Below are 17,331 nucleotides of genomic sequence, written 5' to 3'. Positions count from 1 at the left end.
TCACTCCCGGGTGGACGGATTGCGGGCGGGCACACGGACGACGGCGCGGATGCCGACGGCGAGGAGCACGATGAGGAGGACGTTCCGCGCGGTCAGGATGACGATGGGCTGCAGCTCCGCGCGCAGCAGCGCGTCGTAGCTGAGCGGGTAGACCAGGCACGTGAGGGCACAGAGCGCGAGCACGAGCACGGCGGGCCAGACGGCTCGTGCGCGGTCGAAGACGAACCACAGGATGACCGGAGCGATCAGCCACGTCTGGAACTGCGGCGAGCCCACCTTGTTCATCACGATCAGGGTCGTGACGAGACTCAGCGCGAGAGGAGGCAACAGCCGCGCCGACGATGCGCCCCGCGCAGCCTTGAGTCCCCCGACGACCATCACGACGACCACGAGGACCGCCATCAGCGGTGTGAGCACCGCACTGACCGCGTCCGCACCCTGAGCACTGATCTGGAAGGTCAGGATGTCGAAGCTGTACTCGATGCGAGCGGCACCCGAGATCGCGAGCCAGAGGAACGGGGTCGCCGCGACGGCTTCGATCTGGAGGCCCCGCCCGGTCTGCTCCGTCAGGAATCCGAAGATCTCGGTGTCGGCTCCGAGCAGGAACAGCAGCGAGATGACGACGGCGGACACGGCTGCAGCCGTGAGCAGGACGCGCATCCTGCTCACGAGCGCGACCACGGCGGCGAGCACGAGGGCGGCCGGCCAGATCTTGATCCAGGCGCCGATCGTCAGCAGCGCGGCTGCCGCAGCGGGGCGACGGACCAGCCAGAGCCCGCCGATCACCGCCAGAGGCACGGTGATCGCGTCGATGCGGTACATCGCGATCGGGCCTAGCAGAAGCAGGGCGGCGACCCAGAACCACGCCGCCGCACGCCGCGGCCGAGATGATGCGCGGCCGAGAAGCACCGCGAAGGCGATCGCATCGAGCACCGTCACAAGCGCAGCCCACGCGATCAGATAGGCCTCCGAGGCGCCCACGACGGCGATGAGCGGGGCCGACAGGACCTTGGCGAGCAGCATGGGAACGAGCGCGAGCTGGGGATAGACCCACGACTCGGTGATCCCGACGATCGCTCCTCCCGAGAGCGCGGCGGTCGACCAGGGTTCGTAGACCAGCACCACGTCCCCCATCGGCTGGCTCGGGTACAGCCACCCCATGACCGCGATCGCGATATGCACGGTCGCGAACGCGCTCCACAGCGCGACGAGACGAACCGTCGTGGTGCGACTCACGCGATGACGTCCGCGATCGCGCGAGGAAGAGCCTCCGCGACATCCAGGGCGACGATCGGATGTCCCTGCGCGCCCCCGATTGCGCCGATGCCCGCAGCGATGCGCCCGGCGTGACCGTGCAGCCAGGCGGCGGCGGCCGCGATCTGCGCAGTCGATGCATCGACGGCGCCCGCGAGCAGCGCTCCGAGAACACCGCCGAGGACATCACCGGTGCCGGCCGTCGCCAGCCAGCCGGTGCCTGCCTCCACTCGGATGACGCCGCCGTCGGGGTCTGCGATCAGCGTCTGCGCGCCCTTCAGCAGCACGGTCGCGTCGACCTCGCTCGCCACGCGGGCGACCGCGGTCGCCCGATCATCGTCACCGGCGAAGCCGAGCTGAGTCTGCAGTCGCTCGAACTCGCGTCGATGCGGCGTCAGCACGAGCGGCGCGCGGCTCCCGGGCGCGAGATCCAGTGCCCCCGCGTCGACGACCACCGGAACGGAGCCGTCGAGCAGGTCGCGGAGCTCGCGTTCCTCGTCGGAGGTCCTGCTCGCGGCGTTCGTCCCCGATCCGATGACCCAGGCGCCGACGCGTGCGTCGGCGGCCCGCGGGCTGACCACCGTCTCGGGGCGGCGAGCGATCACGGCATCCGCCGCTCGTCCCTCACCGATATACCGGACGAATCCTGCTCCGGCACGCCACGCCGCCTCCACGCCGAGCACGGCCGCGCCGGGGTAGTCCGAAGACCCGGTGCGCAGGCCCACGACCCCGCGGGAGTACTTGTCGTCATCCGCGCCCGGCACGCGCAGGAGGCGGGCGGTGTCGTCGCGGGACCAATCGCGTGCGTCGGGCATGACTCCACGTTAGTGCGACGGCCCTCCTCGCCCCAGCCGCACAGTAGCGTCGAGGGGTGAGCATTCTCTTCTCTCCCCTGAGCATCCGTTCCTCCACTTTCCGCAACCGGCTGTGGGTGTCCCCCATGTGCATGTACAGCGCGGCGGACGGCGTCGTGCAGGAGTGGCACCACACTCACCTCGCGCAGTTCGCCTCCGGCGGCGCGGGCCTGATCGTCGCCGAGGCGACCGCTGTCGTGCCGGAAGGTCGCATCTCACCGCGAGACGCCGGGCTCTGGAACGACGAGCAGCGCGACGCCTGGGCGCCGATCGTCGAGGCGATCCACTCGCGCGGTGCCGCTGCGGGCATCCAATTGGCGCACGCCGGCCGCAAGGCGTCGACCCGGTGGCCCTGGGCCGACGAGCGCGGATCCGTGCCCGAGACCGACGGCGGATGGACGACCACGGCCCCGTCCGCGATCGCCTTCGAGGGCTTCGCCGCACCGGTCGCACTCGATGCGGCCGGCATCGACGCCGTCGTGGCGGGATTCGCCGCCGCCACTCGACGGGCGCTCGACGCCGGCTTCGACGTGCTCGAGGTCCACGGCGCACACGGATACCTGCTGCACCAGTTCCTCTCTCCTCTGTCGAACCTGCGGGACGACGAGTACGGCGGATCGCTCGAGAACCGGGCTCGGCTGCTCCTCCGGGTGGTCGACGCGATCCGCGAGGTCGCCGGTGACGATGTGCCGGTGTTCGTCCGCATCTCGGCGACCGATCACGCCGAGGGCGGGTTCACGCCCGAGGAGGCGGCGACGGTGAGCACCTGGGCCACCGAGCACGGGGCCGATCTCATCGACGTCTCCAGCGGCGGGCTCGTCGCGCATCAGCAGATCAGCGTGTTCCCCGGTTACCAGGTGCCGCTGGCCGAGACTGTGCGCCAGGGCGGACGCATCCCGGTGTCCGCCGTGGGCCTGATCACCGCTGCCGAACAGGCCGAGCAGGTGCTCGCCGACGGGGCCGCCGACGCGATCTTCGCCGGCCGGGAATGGCTGCGCGACCCGCACTTCGCGCTCCGCGCCGCGCACGAACTCGGCGCGGACATCACCTGGCCGCCGCAGTACGAGCGTGCGCACTGGCGCTGACCACCGCCCACGGCGAAGGCCCCGGTCCGCTACGGAGCGAGGCCTTCGTCATGGGTGCGGCTCAGTGGCCGCGGATGCGACGGGTCGCGTCCTGCACCTCGCCCACGAGCTCCTCGAGGATGTCCTCCAGGAAGAGCACGGCGGTCGTGCGCCCCTGGGAGTCGCGCACCTTCGCCAGGTGTCGACCCGCTCGGCGCATCACCGCGAGTGCGTCTTCCAGATCCGTGTCCTCCTGGATCGGCACCATGTGGTTGATGCGCTTCGAGGGCAGCGGCTCGACCAGCTTCGCGGCAGAGCCCGGCCCGTCCGACGCCCGCAGGATGTCCTTCAGGTGGACGTACCCGACCGGCGCACCCTCGTCGTCGACGATCACGTAGCGCGAGAATCCGTACCGGGCGACGGCCTTCTCGATGTCGTCGGGCGTCGTGGACTGCGGAAGGGTCACGAGATCGCTGAGCGGAACAGCCACGTCGCGAGCCTTCTTGTCGGTGAACTCCACGGCGGCCGCGACCGTGCCCGCAGTGTCGGTGAGCACGCCCTCGCGCCGTGACTGGTCGACGATCGTCGCGACCTCGTCGAGTGTGAACGTCGACGCCGCCTCGTTCTTGGGCTCGACCCGGAACAGCCGCAGCACGCCGTTGGCGGCCGCGTTCAGCAGCCAGATCACCGGCATGAAGATCTTCGACACCAGCACGAGCGGCGGCGCGAGTATGAGCACCGCACGATCCGGCACCGAGAACGCGAGGTTCTTCGGCACCATCTCACCGAACACGACGTGAAGGAACGACACGATGAGCAGGGCGATCGTGAACGACACCGCGTCGACGACGCCGTCCGACCAGCCGATCGCGTGCAGCGGCACAGCGAGCAGATGGTGGATGGCGGGCTCTGAGACGTTCAGGATCAGCAGCGAGCAGATGGTGATGCCCAGCTGCGAGGTCGCGAGCATCAGCGTCGCGTGCTCCATCGCGTAGAGCGCGGTCTTGGCCGAGCGCGACCCGCGGTCGGCCTTCGGCTCGATCTGCGATCGACGCGCGGAGATCACCGCGAACTCTGCGCCCACGAAGAACGCGTTCGCCACCAGCAGCACGACCAGCCAGGCCAGTCCTCCCCAGTCGTTCATCGTCCGACCACCTCTCCCGGCAGATCCGGACTCGGAACGTAGCGGATCCGATCGACGCGGCGACCGTCCATCCGAACGACCTGGAGCGTGCCCGTGTCGAGGGCGACCTCGTCGCCCACCGACGGCACGCGCTCGAGGACGCTCATGACATACCCGCCCACGGTGTCGTACACATCTCCCTCGGGAACCTCCACGCCCGCTCTGCGGCGCAGCTCGTCGGGCCGCAGCTCCCCGGGGAACGTGATGCCGTCCCGATTGCGGACGACACCGGCGCGCGTGCGGTCGTGCTCGTCGGAGACCTCGCCCACGAGTTCCTCCACGAGGTCCTCCAGCGTGACGAGACCGGCAGTTCCGCCGTACTCGTCGACGACCACCGCCAGCTGATATCCGCGGGCTCTGAGCTCAGAGATGAGCGCATCGACGTGCACGGTCTCCGGCACGCGCAGCGGATCGGTCGAGAGCGCGCCGACAGGGACCTCGCCGCGTCGCTCGCGCGGCACGGAGATCGCGGCCTTGAGGTGAACGACACCCGTGATGTCGTCGAGATCGTCGTCGTACACCGGGAAGCGACTGTGCCCCGTCCGGCGAGCGAGCTGGATGACGTCGTCCGCCGAGTCTCCGACGGCGAGCGCATGCATGCTCGGCCGAGCCGTCATCACATCGGCGGCCGTCAATCGCGAGAACGTCAGGGTGCGGTCGAGCAGGCTGGCGGTGTCGGCTTCGAGCAGCCCGGCGCTCGCCGAACGACGCACGAGAGAGGAGAGCTCTTCTGCGCTGCGGGCGCCCGAGAGCTCTTCCTTCGGCTCGATGCCGATGCTCCGCAGGACCCCGTTCGCGCTGCCGTTGAGCACGACGACGGCGGGCTTGAAGACGGTGGTGAAGGCGACCTGGAACGGGATGACGAGCTTCGCGGTCGCGAGCGGCAGAGCGAGAGCGAAGTTCTTCGGAACGAGCTCGCCGAGGATCATCGACAGCACCGTGGCGACCAGCATGGCGACGATCGTGGCGATCGGGCCGACGGCCGCGTCGGGGATGCTCCACGCGACGAGCGTCGGACCGAGGAGGTTCGAGAGCGCCGGCTCCATCGTGTACCCGGTCAGCAGCGTCGTCAGGGTGATGCCGAGCTGGGCGGACGACAGGTGGGTCGAGGTGTGCTTGAGTGCGCTGATCGTCAGCGACAGGCGGGACTCGCCCCGGGCCTGGCGGGCTTCGAGGTCGGCACGGTCGAGATTGACCAGCGCGAACTCGCTCGCGACGAACAGCCCCGTGCCCACAGTGAGCAGAAGCCCCACGCCCAAGAGGATGTAGTCCATCAGTCGTTCCTCCCGATGTGGAGAGGCAGGCAGTGGGGCGATGTACTACAACTGGGAGGGTCGTCCATGGTGTCCACGATTCTACGGGATGCCGGTGCGACGGAGGACGGACCGCTACCAGCTGACCGGTAGCGCCTTGCCCTCTTCGTATCCGGCCGCGGACTGCAGCCCGACGAGCGCCCTGTCGTGGAACTCGGGCACCGAAGACGCACCGGCATAGGTGAACGACGACCGCACGCCCGAGGTGATCATGTCGAGCAGGTCCTCGAGTCCCGGGCGCAGCGGATCGAGGTAGATCTTCGACGAGGAGATCCCCTCCGCGAACAGCTCCTTCCGTGCGCGCTCATAGGCATCGAGGCGTCCGAATCGGGCCTGCACCGCCTTCGTCGAGGCCATCCCCCAGGATTCCTTGTAGAGACGGCCCTCCGCGTCGCTCTGCAGCTCTCCGGGCGCTTCGATCGTCCCGGCGAACCAGGAGCCGACCATGACGGATGCTGCGCCTGCGGCGAGGGCGAGCGCCACATCACGCGGATATCGCACGCCCCCGTCCGCCCAGACGTGCGCGCCCTGCTCGCGTGCCGCTTCTGCGGTCTCGAGCACGGCGGAGAACTGCGGTCGGCCGACCGCGGTCATCATCCGCGTCGTGCACATGGCACCGGGCCCCACGCCGACCTTGAGGATCGAGGCGCCCGCCTCGACGAGGTCCTTGACGCCGTCGGCGGTGACGATGTTCCCCGCCACGATCGGGATGCCGAGGTCCAGAGCGGCCACGGCGCTCAGCGCACGCAGCATCCCCTCCTGGTGCCCGTGCGCCGTGTCGACCACGAGCACGTCGACGCCTGCGGCCGCCAGTGCCTTCGCCTTGGCGGCGACGTCTCCGTTGATGCCGACCGCCGCCGCGACGGCGAGACGGCCACCGCGGTCCAGGGCCGGCCGATACAGCGTCGAGCGCAGAGCACTGCGCGCACTGAGGGTGCCCACGAGATGTCCGTGGTGCGTGATCGTGACCATGTCGACGCCCGCGTCGGTGATCACGTCGAACGCATGACGCTCGGATCCGATGTCGTCGGCGTCGAGCGACGGTGTGCCGACGTGCACGAGATCGCCCAGCTGCGCATCGGGCAGCGCGGTCGCCAGCCGTGTCGCGGGCAGGACGCCGAGGATCCTCTCCGCATCGTGCGGTGCCTCTCCCGTGGCGACGACGATGCCGTGCCCGGCGGTGGCCGGCATCAGACGAAGGGCGTCCGCCACCGACGCCTCGGGCGGCAGCACGATCGGCGTGTCCCACAGCACCGGCTGCGCCTTGACATCGCGGATCGCGGCGTCCAGCCCCTGCAGGGGCATGTCCTGCGGAAGCACTCCGAGCCCGCCCCGCCGTGCGAGCACCGCGGCGAGCCGAGGACCGGTGACGGAATTCATGTTCGAGGCCACGATCGGGAGCGTCGCGGGAGTCCCGTCCTGCGGCGCCAGATCGACCTGCAGACGACTCGTGACAGCCGATCGTCGCGGCACGAGGAACACGTCGGAATAGGTCAGATCGACTGCGGGTGACTCACCGGAGAACTCCATACCCCCACGGTACTCAGATAGCGCCGCCGAGGGCGCATGCCTTCGACGAATGCCCGAGGAAACACGTTAGGCTTGGAAGTCGAGAGTGTGCGGGCCCGGACGCATCACGCGTCCTGGTGTGCATATATGGACTTCAGCGATGAAAGAGGGCGATCGAGCGTGTCGAACCAGGTGACCGGCGTCGGGGGCGACGGGGGGTTCGGAGCCAATTCCTGGCTCGTGGAAGAGCTCTACGAGCAGTACAAGGTGAACCGCGACTCCGTCGACAAGGAGTGGTGGCCGATCCTCGAGAAGTACCAGTCGGATGCCGCGACCGGCAGCGCGGTCCCCGCAGCCGCCACGGAGCAGCCGGCTCACCCCGTGACCGCGCCCATCCCGGTCATCGGCGCACAGCCCGTCGCACGGACCACGACCAAGCCCGCCGCTGCAGCCCCGATCCCCGCGCAGGCTCCGAAGCCCGCAGCCAAGGCCGAGGCGCCCGAGTCAGCCGAGCCCGTCGAAGAGGACAAGGTCACGCCCCTCCGCGGTCTGCCCAAGACCCTCGCCGCGAACATGGACGAGTCGCTGACGGTTCCGACCGCGACGAGCGTGCGCACGGTGCCCGCGAAGCTGATGATCGACAACCGGATCGTCATCAACAACCACATGGCGCGCACGCGCGGCGGCAAGATCAGCTTCACCCACCTCATCGGCTGGGCGCTGATCCGCACGCTCGACGAGTTCCGCAGCCAGAACGTCTTCTACGCCGAGATCGACGGCAAGCCCTCGGTCGTGGCTCCGGCTCACGTGAACCTCGGCATCGCGATCGATCTGCCCAAGCCCGACGGCACGCGCGCTCTGATGGTCCCCAGCATCAAGCGCGCCGACACGCTGACCTTCAGCGAGTATCTCGTCGCCTACGAAGACCTCGTGACGCGCGCCCGCAACAACAAGCTGACGGCGGCCGACTTCCAGGGCACCACGGTCTCACTCACCAACCCCGGCGGCATCGGCACCGTGCACTCCGTGCCTCGTCTGATGAAGGGGCAGGGCTGCATCATCGGCGCCGGTGCCCTCGAGTACCCGGCCGAGTTCCAGGGAGCGAGCGAGAAGACGCTCAACGAGCTGGCGATCGGCAAGACGATCACGCTGACGAGCACCTATGACCACCGAGTCATCCAGGGCGCCGGCTCCGGCGAGTTCCTGAAGAAGGTCCACGAGCTCCTGATCGGACAGCGCGGCTTCTACGACGACATCTTCGCCGCTCTGCGCATCCCGTACTCCCCCATCCGCTGGAACCCCGACATCGCGGTGGATCTCGCCGAGCGCGTCGACAAGCAATCCCGCGTGCAGGAGCTCATCAACTCGTTCCGCGTGCGCGGTCACCTGATGGCCGACATCGATCCGCTCGAGTACGTCCAGCGCTCGCACCCCGACCTCGAGATCGAGAGCCACGGGCTCACCTTTTGGGATCTCGACCGCGAGTTCGTGACGGGCGGGTTCGGTGGCCGTCGGGTCGCCAAGCTGCGCGACATCCTCGGCGTCCTTCGCGACTCGTACTGCCGCACGCTCGGCATCGAGTACATGCACATCCAGGACCCGGAGCAGCGCCGCTGGTTCCAGGAGAAGGTCGAGGTCAAGTACCAGAAGCCCGGCCACGACGAGCAGCTGCGGGTTCTCCGCAAGCTCAACGAGGCCGAGGCGTTCGAGACCTTCCTGCAGACCAAGTTCGTCGGCCAGAAGCGGTTCTCGCTCGAGGGCGGCGAGTCTCTCGTCCCGCTGCTCGACGAGATCCTGCAGGGTGCGGCCACATCCGGACTCGAGGGCGCCGCGATCGGCATGGCGCACCGCGGCCGTCTGAACGTGCTGACGAACATCGCGGGCAAGACCTACGGCCACGTGTTCCAGGAGTTCGAGGGCACGCAGACCCCCGGCAACCAGCGCGGCTCGGGCGATGTGAAGTACCACCTGGGCACCGAGGGAACGTTCGTCGCCGATGACGGCTCCGAGCTCCCGGTGTATCTGGCCGCGAACCCGTCTCACCTCGAGACGGTCGACGGAGTCCTCGAGGGCATCGTGCGCGCCAAGCAGGACCGCAAGCCGATCGGCACGTTCGCCTGGCTGCCGATCCTCGTGCACGGCGACGCGGCGTTCGCCGGTCAGGGCGTGGTGGTCGAGACGCTGCAGATGTCTCAGCTGCGCGGGTATCGCACCGGCGGCACGATCCACGTGGTGGTCAACAACCAGGTCGGCTTCACGACCCTCCCGAACGACTCGCGTTCCTCGGTGTACTCGACCGATGTCGCGAAGACCATCCAGGCACCCGTGTTCCACGTGAACGGCGACGACCCCGAGGCTGTGATCCACGTCGCGCAGCTCGCGTTCGAATACCGCGAGCGGTTCCACCGCGACGTCGTCATCGACCTCGTCTGCTACCGCCGCCGTGGTCACAACGAGGGAGACGACCCCTCGATGACGCAACCGCTGATGACCGACCTGATCCAGGCGAAGCGATCGGTGCGCAAGCTGTACACGGAGTCGCTCGTCGGTCGTGGCGACATCACCGAAGAGGAGTACGACGAGGCCAAGGCCGACTTCCAGAACCGTCTGGAGATCGCGTTCGCCGAGACGCACGCCGCCGAGACCGGCGCCAACCCGGTCGCGCAGGATCTGCCGCCGGTCGACGAGCAAGTCGGCGCTCCGGCGATCACCGGAGTCTCGAACGAGGTCATCCAGCTCATCGGCGACGCGTTCGTGAACAAGCCCGAGGGCTTCACGGTGCACCCCAAGCTGCAGCAGCAGCTCGAGAAGCGTCTCGACATGAGCCGCAACGGCAACATCGACTGGGGCTTCGGCGAGCTTCTCGCCTTCGGTTCGCTCCTCGTCGAGGGAACGCCCGTGCGGCTCGCCGGGCAGGACTCGCGCCGCGGCACGTTCGTGCAGCGTCACGCGACTCTGCACGACCGCGCGAACGGCCAGGAATGGCTGCCGCTGTCGAACCTCTCCGAGTCGCAGGGCCGTTTCTTCGTCTACGACTCGCTCCTCAGCGAGTATGCGGCGCTCGGCTTCGAGTACGGCTACTCCGTCGAGGCTCCCGAGGCCCTCGTGCTGTGGGAGGCTCAGTTCGGCGACTTCGTCAACGGTGCTCAGTCGGTCATCGACGAGTACATCTCGGCGGCGGAGCAGAAGTGGGGACAGCAGTCCAGCGTCACGCTGCTCCTCCCCCACGGCTACGAGGGTCAGGGGCCGGACCACTCCTCCTCGCGCATCGAGCGGTTCCTGCAGATGTGCGCGCAGGACAACATGATCGTCGCGCGCCCCTCGACGCCCGCGTCGTACTTCCACCTGCTGCGCCGACAGGCCTACGCGCGTCCGCGCAAGCCGCTCATCGTCTTCACCCCGAAGGCCATGCTGCGTCTGCGTGGGGCGACGAGCCCGGTCGAGGCCTTCACGCAGGGCCGTTTCGAGCCGGTTCTCGACGACAACCGGGGTCTCGATCGCAATGCCGTGAAGCGCGTCCTCGTGCACTCCGGCAAGGTGCACTGGGATCTCAAGGCCGAACTCGAGAAGAACCCGAACCCCGAGATCGCGCTGGTCAGGCTCGAGCAGCTCTACCCGACCCCGATCGACGGACTGAAGGCCATCACCGATTCGTACCCGAACGCCGAGCTGGTGTGGGTGCAGGAGGAGCCGGAGAACCAGGGAGCCTGGCCGTTCCTGGCACTCGCCTTCGCCGATGTCCCGGGTGACCGCAGCTTCCGTCCGGTGTCGCGTCCGGCTTCGGCATCGCCCGCGACGGGCTCGTCGAAGGTGCACGCGGCCGAGCAGGCGAAGCTGCTGCGGGATGCCCTCACGCTCGGCTGATACCCGGCAGACCCGAAAGGGGCGCCTCGACTTCGGTCGAGGCGCCCCTTTCGTCTGAGAGTTCAGTACCAGATGTCGAGTGCCGGCGCGGGGAATGCCACGAACGCGCGGTCCAGCTCTTCGACGACGGCGGCGTCGGCATCGATCCGTCCGGCGACGTGCAGAGACGAGGCCCGCACACCCCCGGCATAGAGGATGGAGAGCGCGGACACATCGAGCTCCGCATCCACGGCCGCGGCATCGTCCACGGCCTCGACGGATGCCTCCCCCGTCTCGTCGACGCGCAGACGCCAGTCACCCGACGCGAAGCCGAGCGGATCGCGAACGCGCAGAATCACATCGATGGGCGCCGAGTACCGTCGCGCAGGGAGAGCCGCGGGGACGTCGAGCAGGCGCAGCCAGCCATGGTCGTGCACCGTCTGGGTGACACCACGCGGGTCGCGAACCAGCCACGGAAGCGCGTCGTCGAGCGGACGCAGATCGGCGGTGACCTCGTCGACGAGATCGTGCTGCAGCGCGAACCCCCACAGGGCGGCAGTCGCTTCGGGAGTCTCCGCGACCAGCAGGCGCACGGCGAGGGCGAATCGGAAGGATCCGGTGCGCTCGCTGAGGGTGAAGGCCATCGCCCCGCGCACCTCGCCGTCCGCATCGACGAAGCGGATGCCGCGCACCTGATCGCGGTCGGTGTCACTCGGTGACAGGCCGGCGATGCCGGTCCAGCGGGAGTGCCACCCGGGGATCTGACCGCCACGATGACCGCGGACCCGATCATGCACCGCTCCGAGTTCCGCGGCGAGCGACTCGCGGTCGAGGTATTCGACGCGGCCGTCCGAAGACGGACCTGCCCAGCCGGCGCGACGGGTATCGACCGTGACGCGAGACATATGCACAGCCGACCCGAAGCCGTACCTGCCGTAGATAGTCGCCTCCGAGACCGTCAGCCCCGCGATCGGCACTCCTGCCGTCGCCGCTGCCCTGAGCTCGCCCTCGAGGAGCGCTCGCGCGATGCCGCGACGTCGGTGCGTGGCCGACACCGTGACTCCGCTGATCGCCCACATCGGGATCTCGCCCCCACCGGGCAGCGTCAGCGGCGTGACCCAGGAGTCGATCGTGGCGACCGGAGGTGCGTCCGTCGCCGCTGCGTCGTAGACGCCGATGTTGCGTCGCGACTCGAAGGCCGCTCGGCCGAAGGCGAGCACCTCCGGTGTGGGCTCCGCGCCGAGGAAACCTCGGGTCATCGCCCTCTGGAAGCTCTCGGACTGTGCGTCGTCAGCGGTGTCGACGACCCGGTAGACCAGCGATTCCGCCGCCAGTCGCTCGGTGGAGGTCGGATCGGCCGGGATGTCGCGTGAATCGATGAGCGTCATGCTTCCAGCCTATGGGCGGATGCCGACATCACGATCTCAGGGGTCGACGGCTGCTCGCCCGCGGTCAGTGCTGAGCGGACTGCACCTCGCGCAGTCGCGCGAACACCTGGTCGCGCAGCTCCTCCGGAGCCGTCTCCTTGCAGGCGCGCGCCACGACCTCGGTGAGGGTCGTCGCCACGAGTGCCTCGTCCCGACAGGACGGGCAGTTCTCGAGATGCTCGCGGATCTCCGTGTGCTCGGTGTTGCAGACCTCGTTGCGGAGGTACTCCTCGAGATCCTTGCGGGCCTTGTCGCAGCCGCAGTCGGTCATTTCTTGCTCCTCGGGTCGGCCGCGGAGATTCCCCGCTCCACGGCGTAGTCAGCCAGCAGCTCCCGCAGCATCCGCCTGCCTCTATGCAGGCGACTCATCACGGTGCCGATGGGCGTCTTCATGATGTCCGCGATCTCCTGGTAGGCGAAGCCCTCGACGTCCGCGAGGTACACCGCCAGCCGGAAGTCCTCGGGTACGGCCTGCAACGCGTCCTTGACGACCGATGCGGGCATGTGGTCGATGGCTTCCGCCTCGGCCGAACGGCTGTGCGACGCGGTGGTCGTGGTCGACTCCGCACCGCCCATCTGCCAGTCCTCGAGCTCGTCGATCGTGCCCTGGAAAGGCTCCCGCTGCTTCTTGCGGTAGATGTTGATGTAGGTGTTCGTGAGGATCCGATAGAGCCACGCCTTGAGGTTCGTGCCCTGCGAGAACGTCGCCCAGGATCCGTACGCCTTGACGAAGGTCTCCTGCACGAGGTCAGCAGCATCAGCCGGGTTGCGCGTCATGCGCATCGCCGCGGCGTAGAGCTGATCCATGAACGGGATCGCCTGTTCCTCGAATTCGCGCCGAGGGTCGCTGACCGTCTCTGCGGTTGCCGTGTCATCCATCACCGGCCAGTCTAGGCGGGCGAGGTCCACCGACTCGCGTTCCAGCGTTGCGAGCATGCTCTCTCCTTGTCGTCGAGCGCCCGGATTCCGTCATGCGAGCACTCGCGTTTACTAAGGTGGGAACCGATGAGCGCCAACAGGTATTCCCCCTCCCCTGTCCAGGGCGTCTACGTCGCGCCGACCAGCGCGAACGCCGTCCACGCGACCGTGACGATCCCGGGCTCGAAATCGCTCACGAATCGCGAGCTCATCATCGCCGCGATCGCTGACGGACCGGGCCGGCTCATCGCTCCGCTGCACTCCGACGACTCCCGTCGGATGATCGACGCGCTGCGGGCGTTGGGTGTGGGCATCGAGGAGGTCGACGGCAACGGAGACTTCGGCCCCGATCTGGCGATCACTCCCGCCAAACTCGTCGGCGGCACCACGATCGACTGCGGCCAGGCCGGCACGGTCATGCGCTTCATCGCGCCGCTCGCGGGCCTCGCGCAGCACGACGTGCACCTCACCGCTCACGAGACCGCGCTCCACAGGCCGATGGGCGGCCTCATCAGCGCACTGCGCGACCTGGGAGTCGACATCGACGACGAGGGGACGTGGGCGCTGCCGTTCACCGTCCGCGGGCACGGCCGCATCCGCGGTGGACGGGTCGAGATCGATGCCTCGGCATCCAGCCAGTTCGTCTCGGGACTGCTGCTCGCGGCGCCGCGGTTCGACGTGGGTCTGCACCTGGTGCACACCGGCGAGCATCTGCCGAGCCTGCCCCACATCGACATGACGATCGAGGCGCTGAGTCGTCGTGGCATTCGCATCGAGCGGCCCGCCACCGGAGAGTGGCTCGTCGAAGCCGGGGTGCCCCGCGCCAAGGAGATCGCCATCGAGCCCGATCTCTCGAACGCCGCGCCGTTCCTCGCCGCGGCCCTGGTCACGGGCGGGGCGGTGTCGGTTCCCGGCTGGCCGGTGCACTCCACCCAGCCCGGCGCACTGCTTCCCGAGATCCTGCAGGCGATGGGCGCGCACGTCGGCCGGCACAGCGGGACGCTGACGGTCAGGGCCGGCTCCGAGATCCGCGGACTCGACATGGACCTGTCCGCAGCGAGCGAGCTGACTCCCACCCTCGTCGGGCTCGCGGCGTTCGCGTCCGGCCCGACGACGATCCGCGGAATCGGTCACATCCGACTCCACGAGACCGATCGCATCGCGGCCCTCGTGGGCAACATCCGCGCGCTGGGAGGCGAGGCGGAGGAGCTCTCCGACGGTCTGCGCATCATCCCGCGGGATCTGCACGGCGGCGGCTGGGCGGCGCACCACGACCACCGCATGGCGACGACGGGCGCCCTCATCGGCCTGCGCGTTCCGGGAGTCGAGATCGACGACATCGGAACGACATCGAAGACCCTCCCTGAATTCACCCTCCTGTGGGAGCGCATGCTGCGGGGCGCGTCCGCGTGAGCTGGCTCGACGACTCCGACGACCTCGAGGACGACTTCGAGGACTTCGATGAGAGCAGCATCCGCGCGCGTCCGAACCCGAAGGCGAATCGCCCCCGCACGAAGCGGCGGCCCGCCCATGACGATGCGCAGATCGGACGCGTCCTCGGTGTCGACCGCGGCCGCTACTCCGTGCTGCTCGATGAGGACACGCCCGACGAGCGGATGATCACCGCGGCACGGGCACGAGAACTCCGCAGGAACCCGATCGTGACGGGCGACCAGGCGAAGGTCGTCGGTGACATCTCCGGCGAGGACGGCACGCTGGGGCGCATCATCGGCATCGCCGATCGCACCTCTCTGCTCAGGCGCAGCGCCGACGACACCGACCAGGTCGAGCGCGTCATCGTCGCGAACGCCGATCAGATGCTGGTCGTCGTCGCCGCGGCCGACCCCGAGCCGCGAGCCCGACTGGTCGACCGCTATCTCGTCGCCGCTCTGGACGCCGGCATCCGCCCGCTCCTCGTCGTGACCAAGACCGACCTGGCCGATCCCAGCGCCTTCCTGTCGCACTTCGACGGCCTCGACCTGCGCGTCTTCACGAGTGCGCAGGACGAGATGCCCGTCGATGAGATCGGCGCGGCACTGGTCGGTCACTCGACGGTCTTCGTCGGCCACTCCGGCGTGGGCAAGTCGACGCTCGTGAACGCCCTGGTGCCCAGCGCGCTCCGCGCTACAGGGCACGTCAACCAGGTCACCGGCCGTGGCAGGCACACCTCCTCGTCCACCGTCTCTCTGCGGTACGTCGGCCCCGAAGGTCGCGGCTGGGTGATCGACACCCCGGGGGTCCGGTCCTTCGGACTCGGGCACGTCAACCCCGCGAACATCCTCGCCGCATTCACCGAACTCGCCGAGATCGCCGAGAACTGTCCGCGCGGATGCACGCACCTCGCCGATGCCCCGGATTGCGCTCTCATCGAAGCCGCGGAGAGCGGCGAGCTCAGCGAGACGGGACGAGCGCGTCTGGACTCCCTCCAGCGGCTCCTGCAGACCTTCGCCGACAAGGCGGAGCAGACGCCCGGCCGCTAGGCTGGAGGGGTGACTGTGCGCCTGGAACCCGGAACCGCTGCCCCCGACTTCGCTCTCCTCGACCAGGACGGACAGACCGTCACCCTCGACGATCTGCGCGGCCGCAAGACGGTGCTGTACTTCTATCCCGCGGCCATGACCCCGGGCTGCACGACGCAGGCCTGCGACTTCCGCGACAGCATCTCGTCGCTCGAGGGCGCCGGATACCGGGTGATCGGGGTCTCGCGCGACGAGCCCGCAAAGCTCGCCGAGTTCCGCGAGCGCGACGGCCTCACCTTCACCCTTCTCAGCGACCCCGACCACGCGGTGCACTCCGCGTACGGCGTATGGGGTGAGAAGATGAACTACGGCAAGGTCGTGGAGGGCGTCATCCGATCGACCTTCGTGCTCGATGAGCAGGGCACGATCGCACTCGCCCAGTACAACGTCAAGGCCACCGGACACGTCGCGCGCCTGCGCAAGCTCCTCGGCGTCGACGCCTGACGGTCACTCCGCCGGGCGCTCGTTCTCGGCTCGCGTGCTGGCGATCAGCAGCGCGAAGCACAGCAGTGATGGCAGACCCACTCCGACGGTGAACGCCCACGCGACCGGCTGCAGCGTCAGCGAGGCGAGCGCGAGCGCGATGGCGAGCACCTGGAAGACGACGCCACCCGATCGCGCCCATGAACGCCCCGTCCTCGTCCCGATCGCGAACGCGATGAGCGCGGCGGCGCCGAGGAGAGTGAGCACGATGAGAGCGAGCGCTGTCGGCAGTGAGGCTGCGTCCCCTGCACCGAGGCCCACGAGCTCGATGAGAGCGAAGACGATCAAGGCGGCGCCCTCCGCCGCGAGAACCGCGGATGCCGCCAGAGCGAGGCCGGGTGAGCGCACAGTTGTCTCCTGAGAATCGGATGAGAACGGCGGAAACCCTTGATTTCGCCGGTTTCATGTAACAGAATAGACAGCGTCATGTGCTCCCACAGCGGCGTGGGGCGGGCTTCGAGCTCGCATCACAGAAAGCGGGCATCCGTCCGTATCTCATACAGGGTAGCTGAACCCGATCTGCACCCGAAATCCGAGTCGTCGCAGTGCGTCGATTTCTGAAAAACCACACCGAGGAGCCCCCATGGACTGGCGCGATAAGGCCGCCTGCTTGACTGTCGACCCCGAACTGTTCTTCCCTGTCGGGAACACGGGTCCGGCCGTCGACCAGATCGAGAAGGCGAAGACCGTCTGCGCCACCTGCACGGTGACCGAGATCTGCCTGCAGTACGCCCTCGAGTCCAGCCAGGACTCGGGCGTGTGGGGCGGCCTCTCCGAGGACGAGCGCCGCGCACTCAAGCGCCGCGCCGCCCGCGCCCGCCGCGCCTCCTGAACATCGAGAAGCGGGGGGGGGGGCGAGCGGGGGCGGGCCGGGGAGTCGGCGGAGGGTACGACCCCGAGCACGACGCCCCGGGCGCCGACGCGCGCGAGCAGCAGGGAGAGGCCCGCTCCGCCGCCGACCCCC

At 68.8% G+C, this 17,331-nt stretch carries 15 protein-coding genes; 6 read left to right on the top strand and 9 right to left on the bottom strand.

Features of this window, described 5'->3' with window-relative positions; all coding sequences use genetic code 11:
- The gene (locus AB0P11_RS14930) at positions 1-1,236 is read right to left on the bottom strand and encodes a hypothetical protein (protein WP_230100633.1); all 1,236 of its coding nucleotides are present in this window, start codon (positions 1,234-1,236) and stop codon (positions 1-3) included.
- On the bottom strand, positions 1,233-2,069 hold the full coding sequence (locus AB0P11_RS14925; RefSeq protein ID WP_363522745.1) for an NAD(P)H-hydrate dehydratase: 837 nt from the start codon (positions 2,067-2,069) through the stop codon (positions 1,233-1,235). The genes AB0P11_RS14930 and AB0P11_RS14925 overlap by 4 nt, the downstream gene beginning before the upstream one ends.
- A 56-nt stretch (positions 2,070-2,125) precedes the next feature.
- Between AB0P11_RS14925 and AB0P11_RS14920 the strand changes: the two genes are divergently transcribed.
- Positions 2,126-3,193: an NADH:flavin oxidoreductase/NADH oxidase gene (locus AB0P11_RS14920; protein WP_363522743.1), complete on the top strand. Its 1,068-nt coding sequence runs from the start codon at positions 2,126-2,128 to the stop codon at positions 3,191-3,193.
- A gap of 61 nt (positions 3,194-3,254) precedes the next feature.
- Here the strand turns inward: AB0P11_RS14920 and AB0P11_RS14915 are convergent, their stop codons facing one another.
- From AB0P11_RS14915 to AB0P11_RS14905, 3 genes are all read right to left on the bottom strand, one after another.
- Complete coding sequence (locus AB0P11_RS14915; protein WP_053095682.1) at positions 3,255-4,316, bottom strand: hemolysin family protein; 1,062 nt, start codon at positions 4,314-4,316, stop codon at positions 3,255-3,257.
- Positions 4,313-5,629 (bottom strand): hemolysin family protein, encoded by a 1,317-nt coding sequence (locus AB0P11_RS14910; protein ID WP_053095681.1) that lies wholly within the window; start codon positions 5,627-5,629, stop codon positions 4,313-4,315. The genes AB0P11_RS14915 and AB0P11_RS14910 overlap by 4 nt, the downstream gene beginning before the upstream one ends.
- 114 nt (positions 5,630-5,743) lie before the next feature.
- Positions 5,744-7,198, bottom strand: coding sequence for a GuaB1 family IMP dehydrogenase-related protein (locus tag AB0P11_RS14905; RefSeq protein WP_363522740.1), 1,455 nt, complete (start codon positions 7,196-7,198; stop codon positions 5,744-5,746).
- A 159-nt stretch (positions 7,199-7,357) separates the two neighbouring features.
- Between AB0P11_RS14905 and AB0P11_RS14900 the strand changes: the two genes are divergently transcribed.
- Positions 7,358-11,041: a multifunctional oxoglutarate decarboxylase/oxoglutarate dehydrogenase thiamine pyrophosphate-binding subunit/dihydrolipoyllysine-residue succinyltransferase subunit gene (locus AB0P11_RS14900; protein ID WP_363522738.1), complete on the top strand. Its 3,684-nt coding sequence runs from the start codon at positions 7,358-7,360 to the stop codon at positions 11,039-11,041.
- 62 nt (positions 11,042-11,103) lie between these two features.
- On the opposite strand, the gene AB0P11_RS14895 is transcribed toward AB0P11_RS14900, so the two are convergent.
- The 3 genes from AB0P11_RS14895 to AB0P11_RS14885 all read right to left on the bottom strand — a co-directional run bounded on the left by AB0P11_RS14895 (position 11,104) and on the right by AB0P11_RS14885 (position 13,383).
- Entirely contained in the window at positions 11,104-12,408 is a 1,305-nt protein-coding gene (locus tag AB0P11_RS14895; RefSeq protein ID WP_072591062.1) for a GNAT family N-acetyltransferase, read from the bottom strand.
- A 64-nt stretch (positions 12,409-12,472) separates the two neighbouring features.
- Positions 12,473-12,718, bottom strand: a complete 246-nt coding sequence (locus tag AB0P11_RS14890; RefSeq protein WP_053095677.1) for a zf-HC2 domain-containing protein — start codon at positions 12,716-12,718, stop codon at positions 12,473-12,475.
- Positions 12,715-13,383, bottom strand: a complete 669-nt coding sequence (locus AB0P11_RS14885; protein ID WP_053095676.1) for a sigma-70 family RNA polymerase sigma factor — start codon at positions 13,381-13,383, stop codon at positions 12,715-12,717. Before AB0P11_RS14885 ends, AB0P11_RS14890 begins: the two co-directional genes overlap by 4 nt.
- A 69-nt stretch (positions 13,384-13,452) precedes the next feature.
- Here AB0P11_RS14885 and aroA point away from each other — a divergent pair, with 69 nt between their 5' ends.
- Genes aroA through bcp form a run of 3 tightly spaced genes read left to right on the top strand, consistent with a single transcriptional unit; the run spans position 13,453 to position 16,328 of the window.
- On the top strand, positions 13,453-14,778 hold the full coding sequence (aroA, locus tag AB0P11_RS14880) for a 3-phosphoshikimate 1-carboxyvinyltransferase (RefSeq protein ID WP_056278260.1): 1,326 nt from the start codon (positions 13,453-13,455) through the stop codon (positions 14,776-14,778).
- The gene (gene rsgA / locus AB0P11_RS14875; RefSeq protein ID WP_053099066.1) at positions 14,775-15,845 is read left to right on the top strand and encodes a ribosome small subunit-dependent GTPase A; all 1,071 of its coding nucleotides are present in this window, start codon (positions 14,775-14,777) and stop codon (positions 15,843-15,845) included. Before aroA ends, rsgA begins: the two co-directional genes overlap by 4 nt.
- Before the next feature lie 9 nt (positions 15,846-15,854).
- On the top strand, positions 15,855-16,328 hold the full coding sequence (bcp, locus tag AB0P11_RS14870) for a thioredoxin-dependent thiol peroxidase (RefSeq protein WP_187249444.1): 474 nt from the start codon (positions 15,855-15,857) through the stop codon (positions 16,326-16,328).
- Between the two features lie 3 nt (positions 16,329-16,331).
- Here bcp and AB0P11_RS14865 read toward each other — a convergent pair whose 3' ends face one another.
- On the bottom strand, positions 16,332-16,715 hold the full coding sequence (locus tag AB0P11_RS14865; RefSeq protein ID WP_363522734.1) for a hypothetical protein: 384 nt from the start codon (positions 16,713-16,715) through the stop codon (positions 16,332-16,334).
- Between the two features lie 235 nt (positions 16,716-16,950).
- On the opposite strand from AB0P11_RS14865, the gene AB0P11_RS14860 reads away from it, so the two are divergent.
- Positions 16,951-17,199: a WhiB family transcriptional regulator gene (locus AB0P11_RS14860; protein ID WP_028503730.1), complete on the top strand. Its 249-nt coding sequence runs from the start codon at positions 16,951-16,953 to the stop codon at positions 17,197-17,199.
- The last annotated feature ends 132 nt before the right edge of the window (positions 17,200-17,331 follow it).

The organism is Microbacterium sp. NPDC079176 (genome assembly GCF_040686675.1).
Classification (GTDB): domain Bacteria; phylum Actinomycetota; class Actinomycetes; order Actinomycetales; family Microbacteriaceae; genus Microbacterium.
The sequence above is the reverse complement of the archived record's forward strand: the minus strand, read 5'-3'. Positions and strand labels throughout refer to the sequence as shown.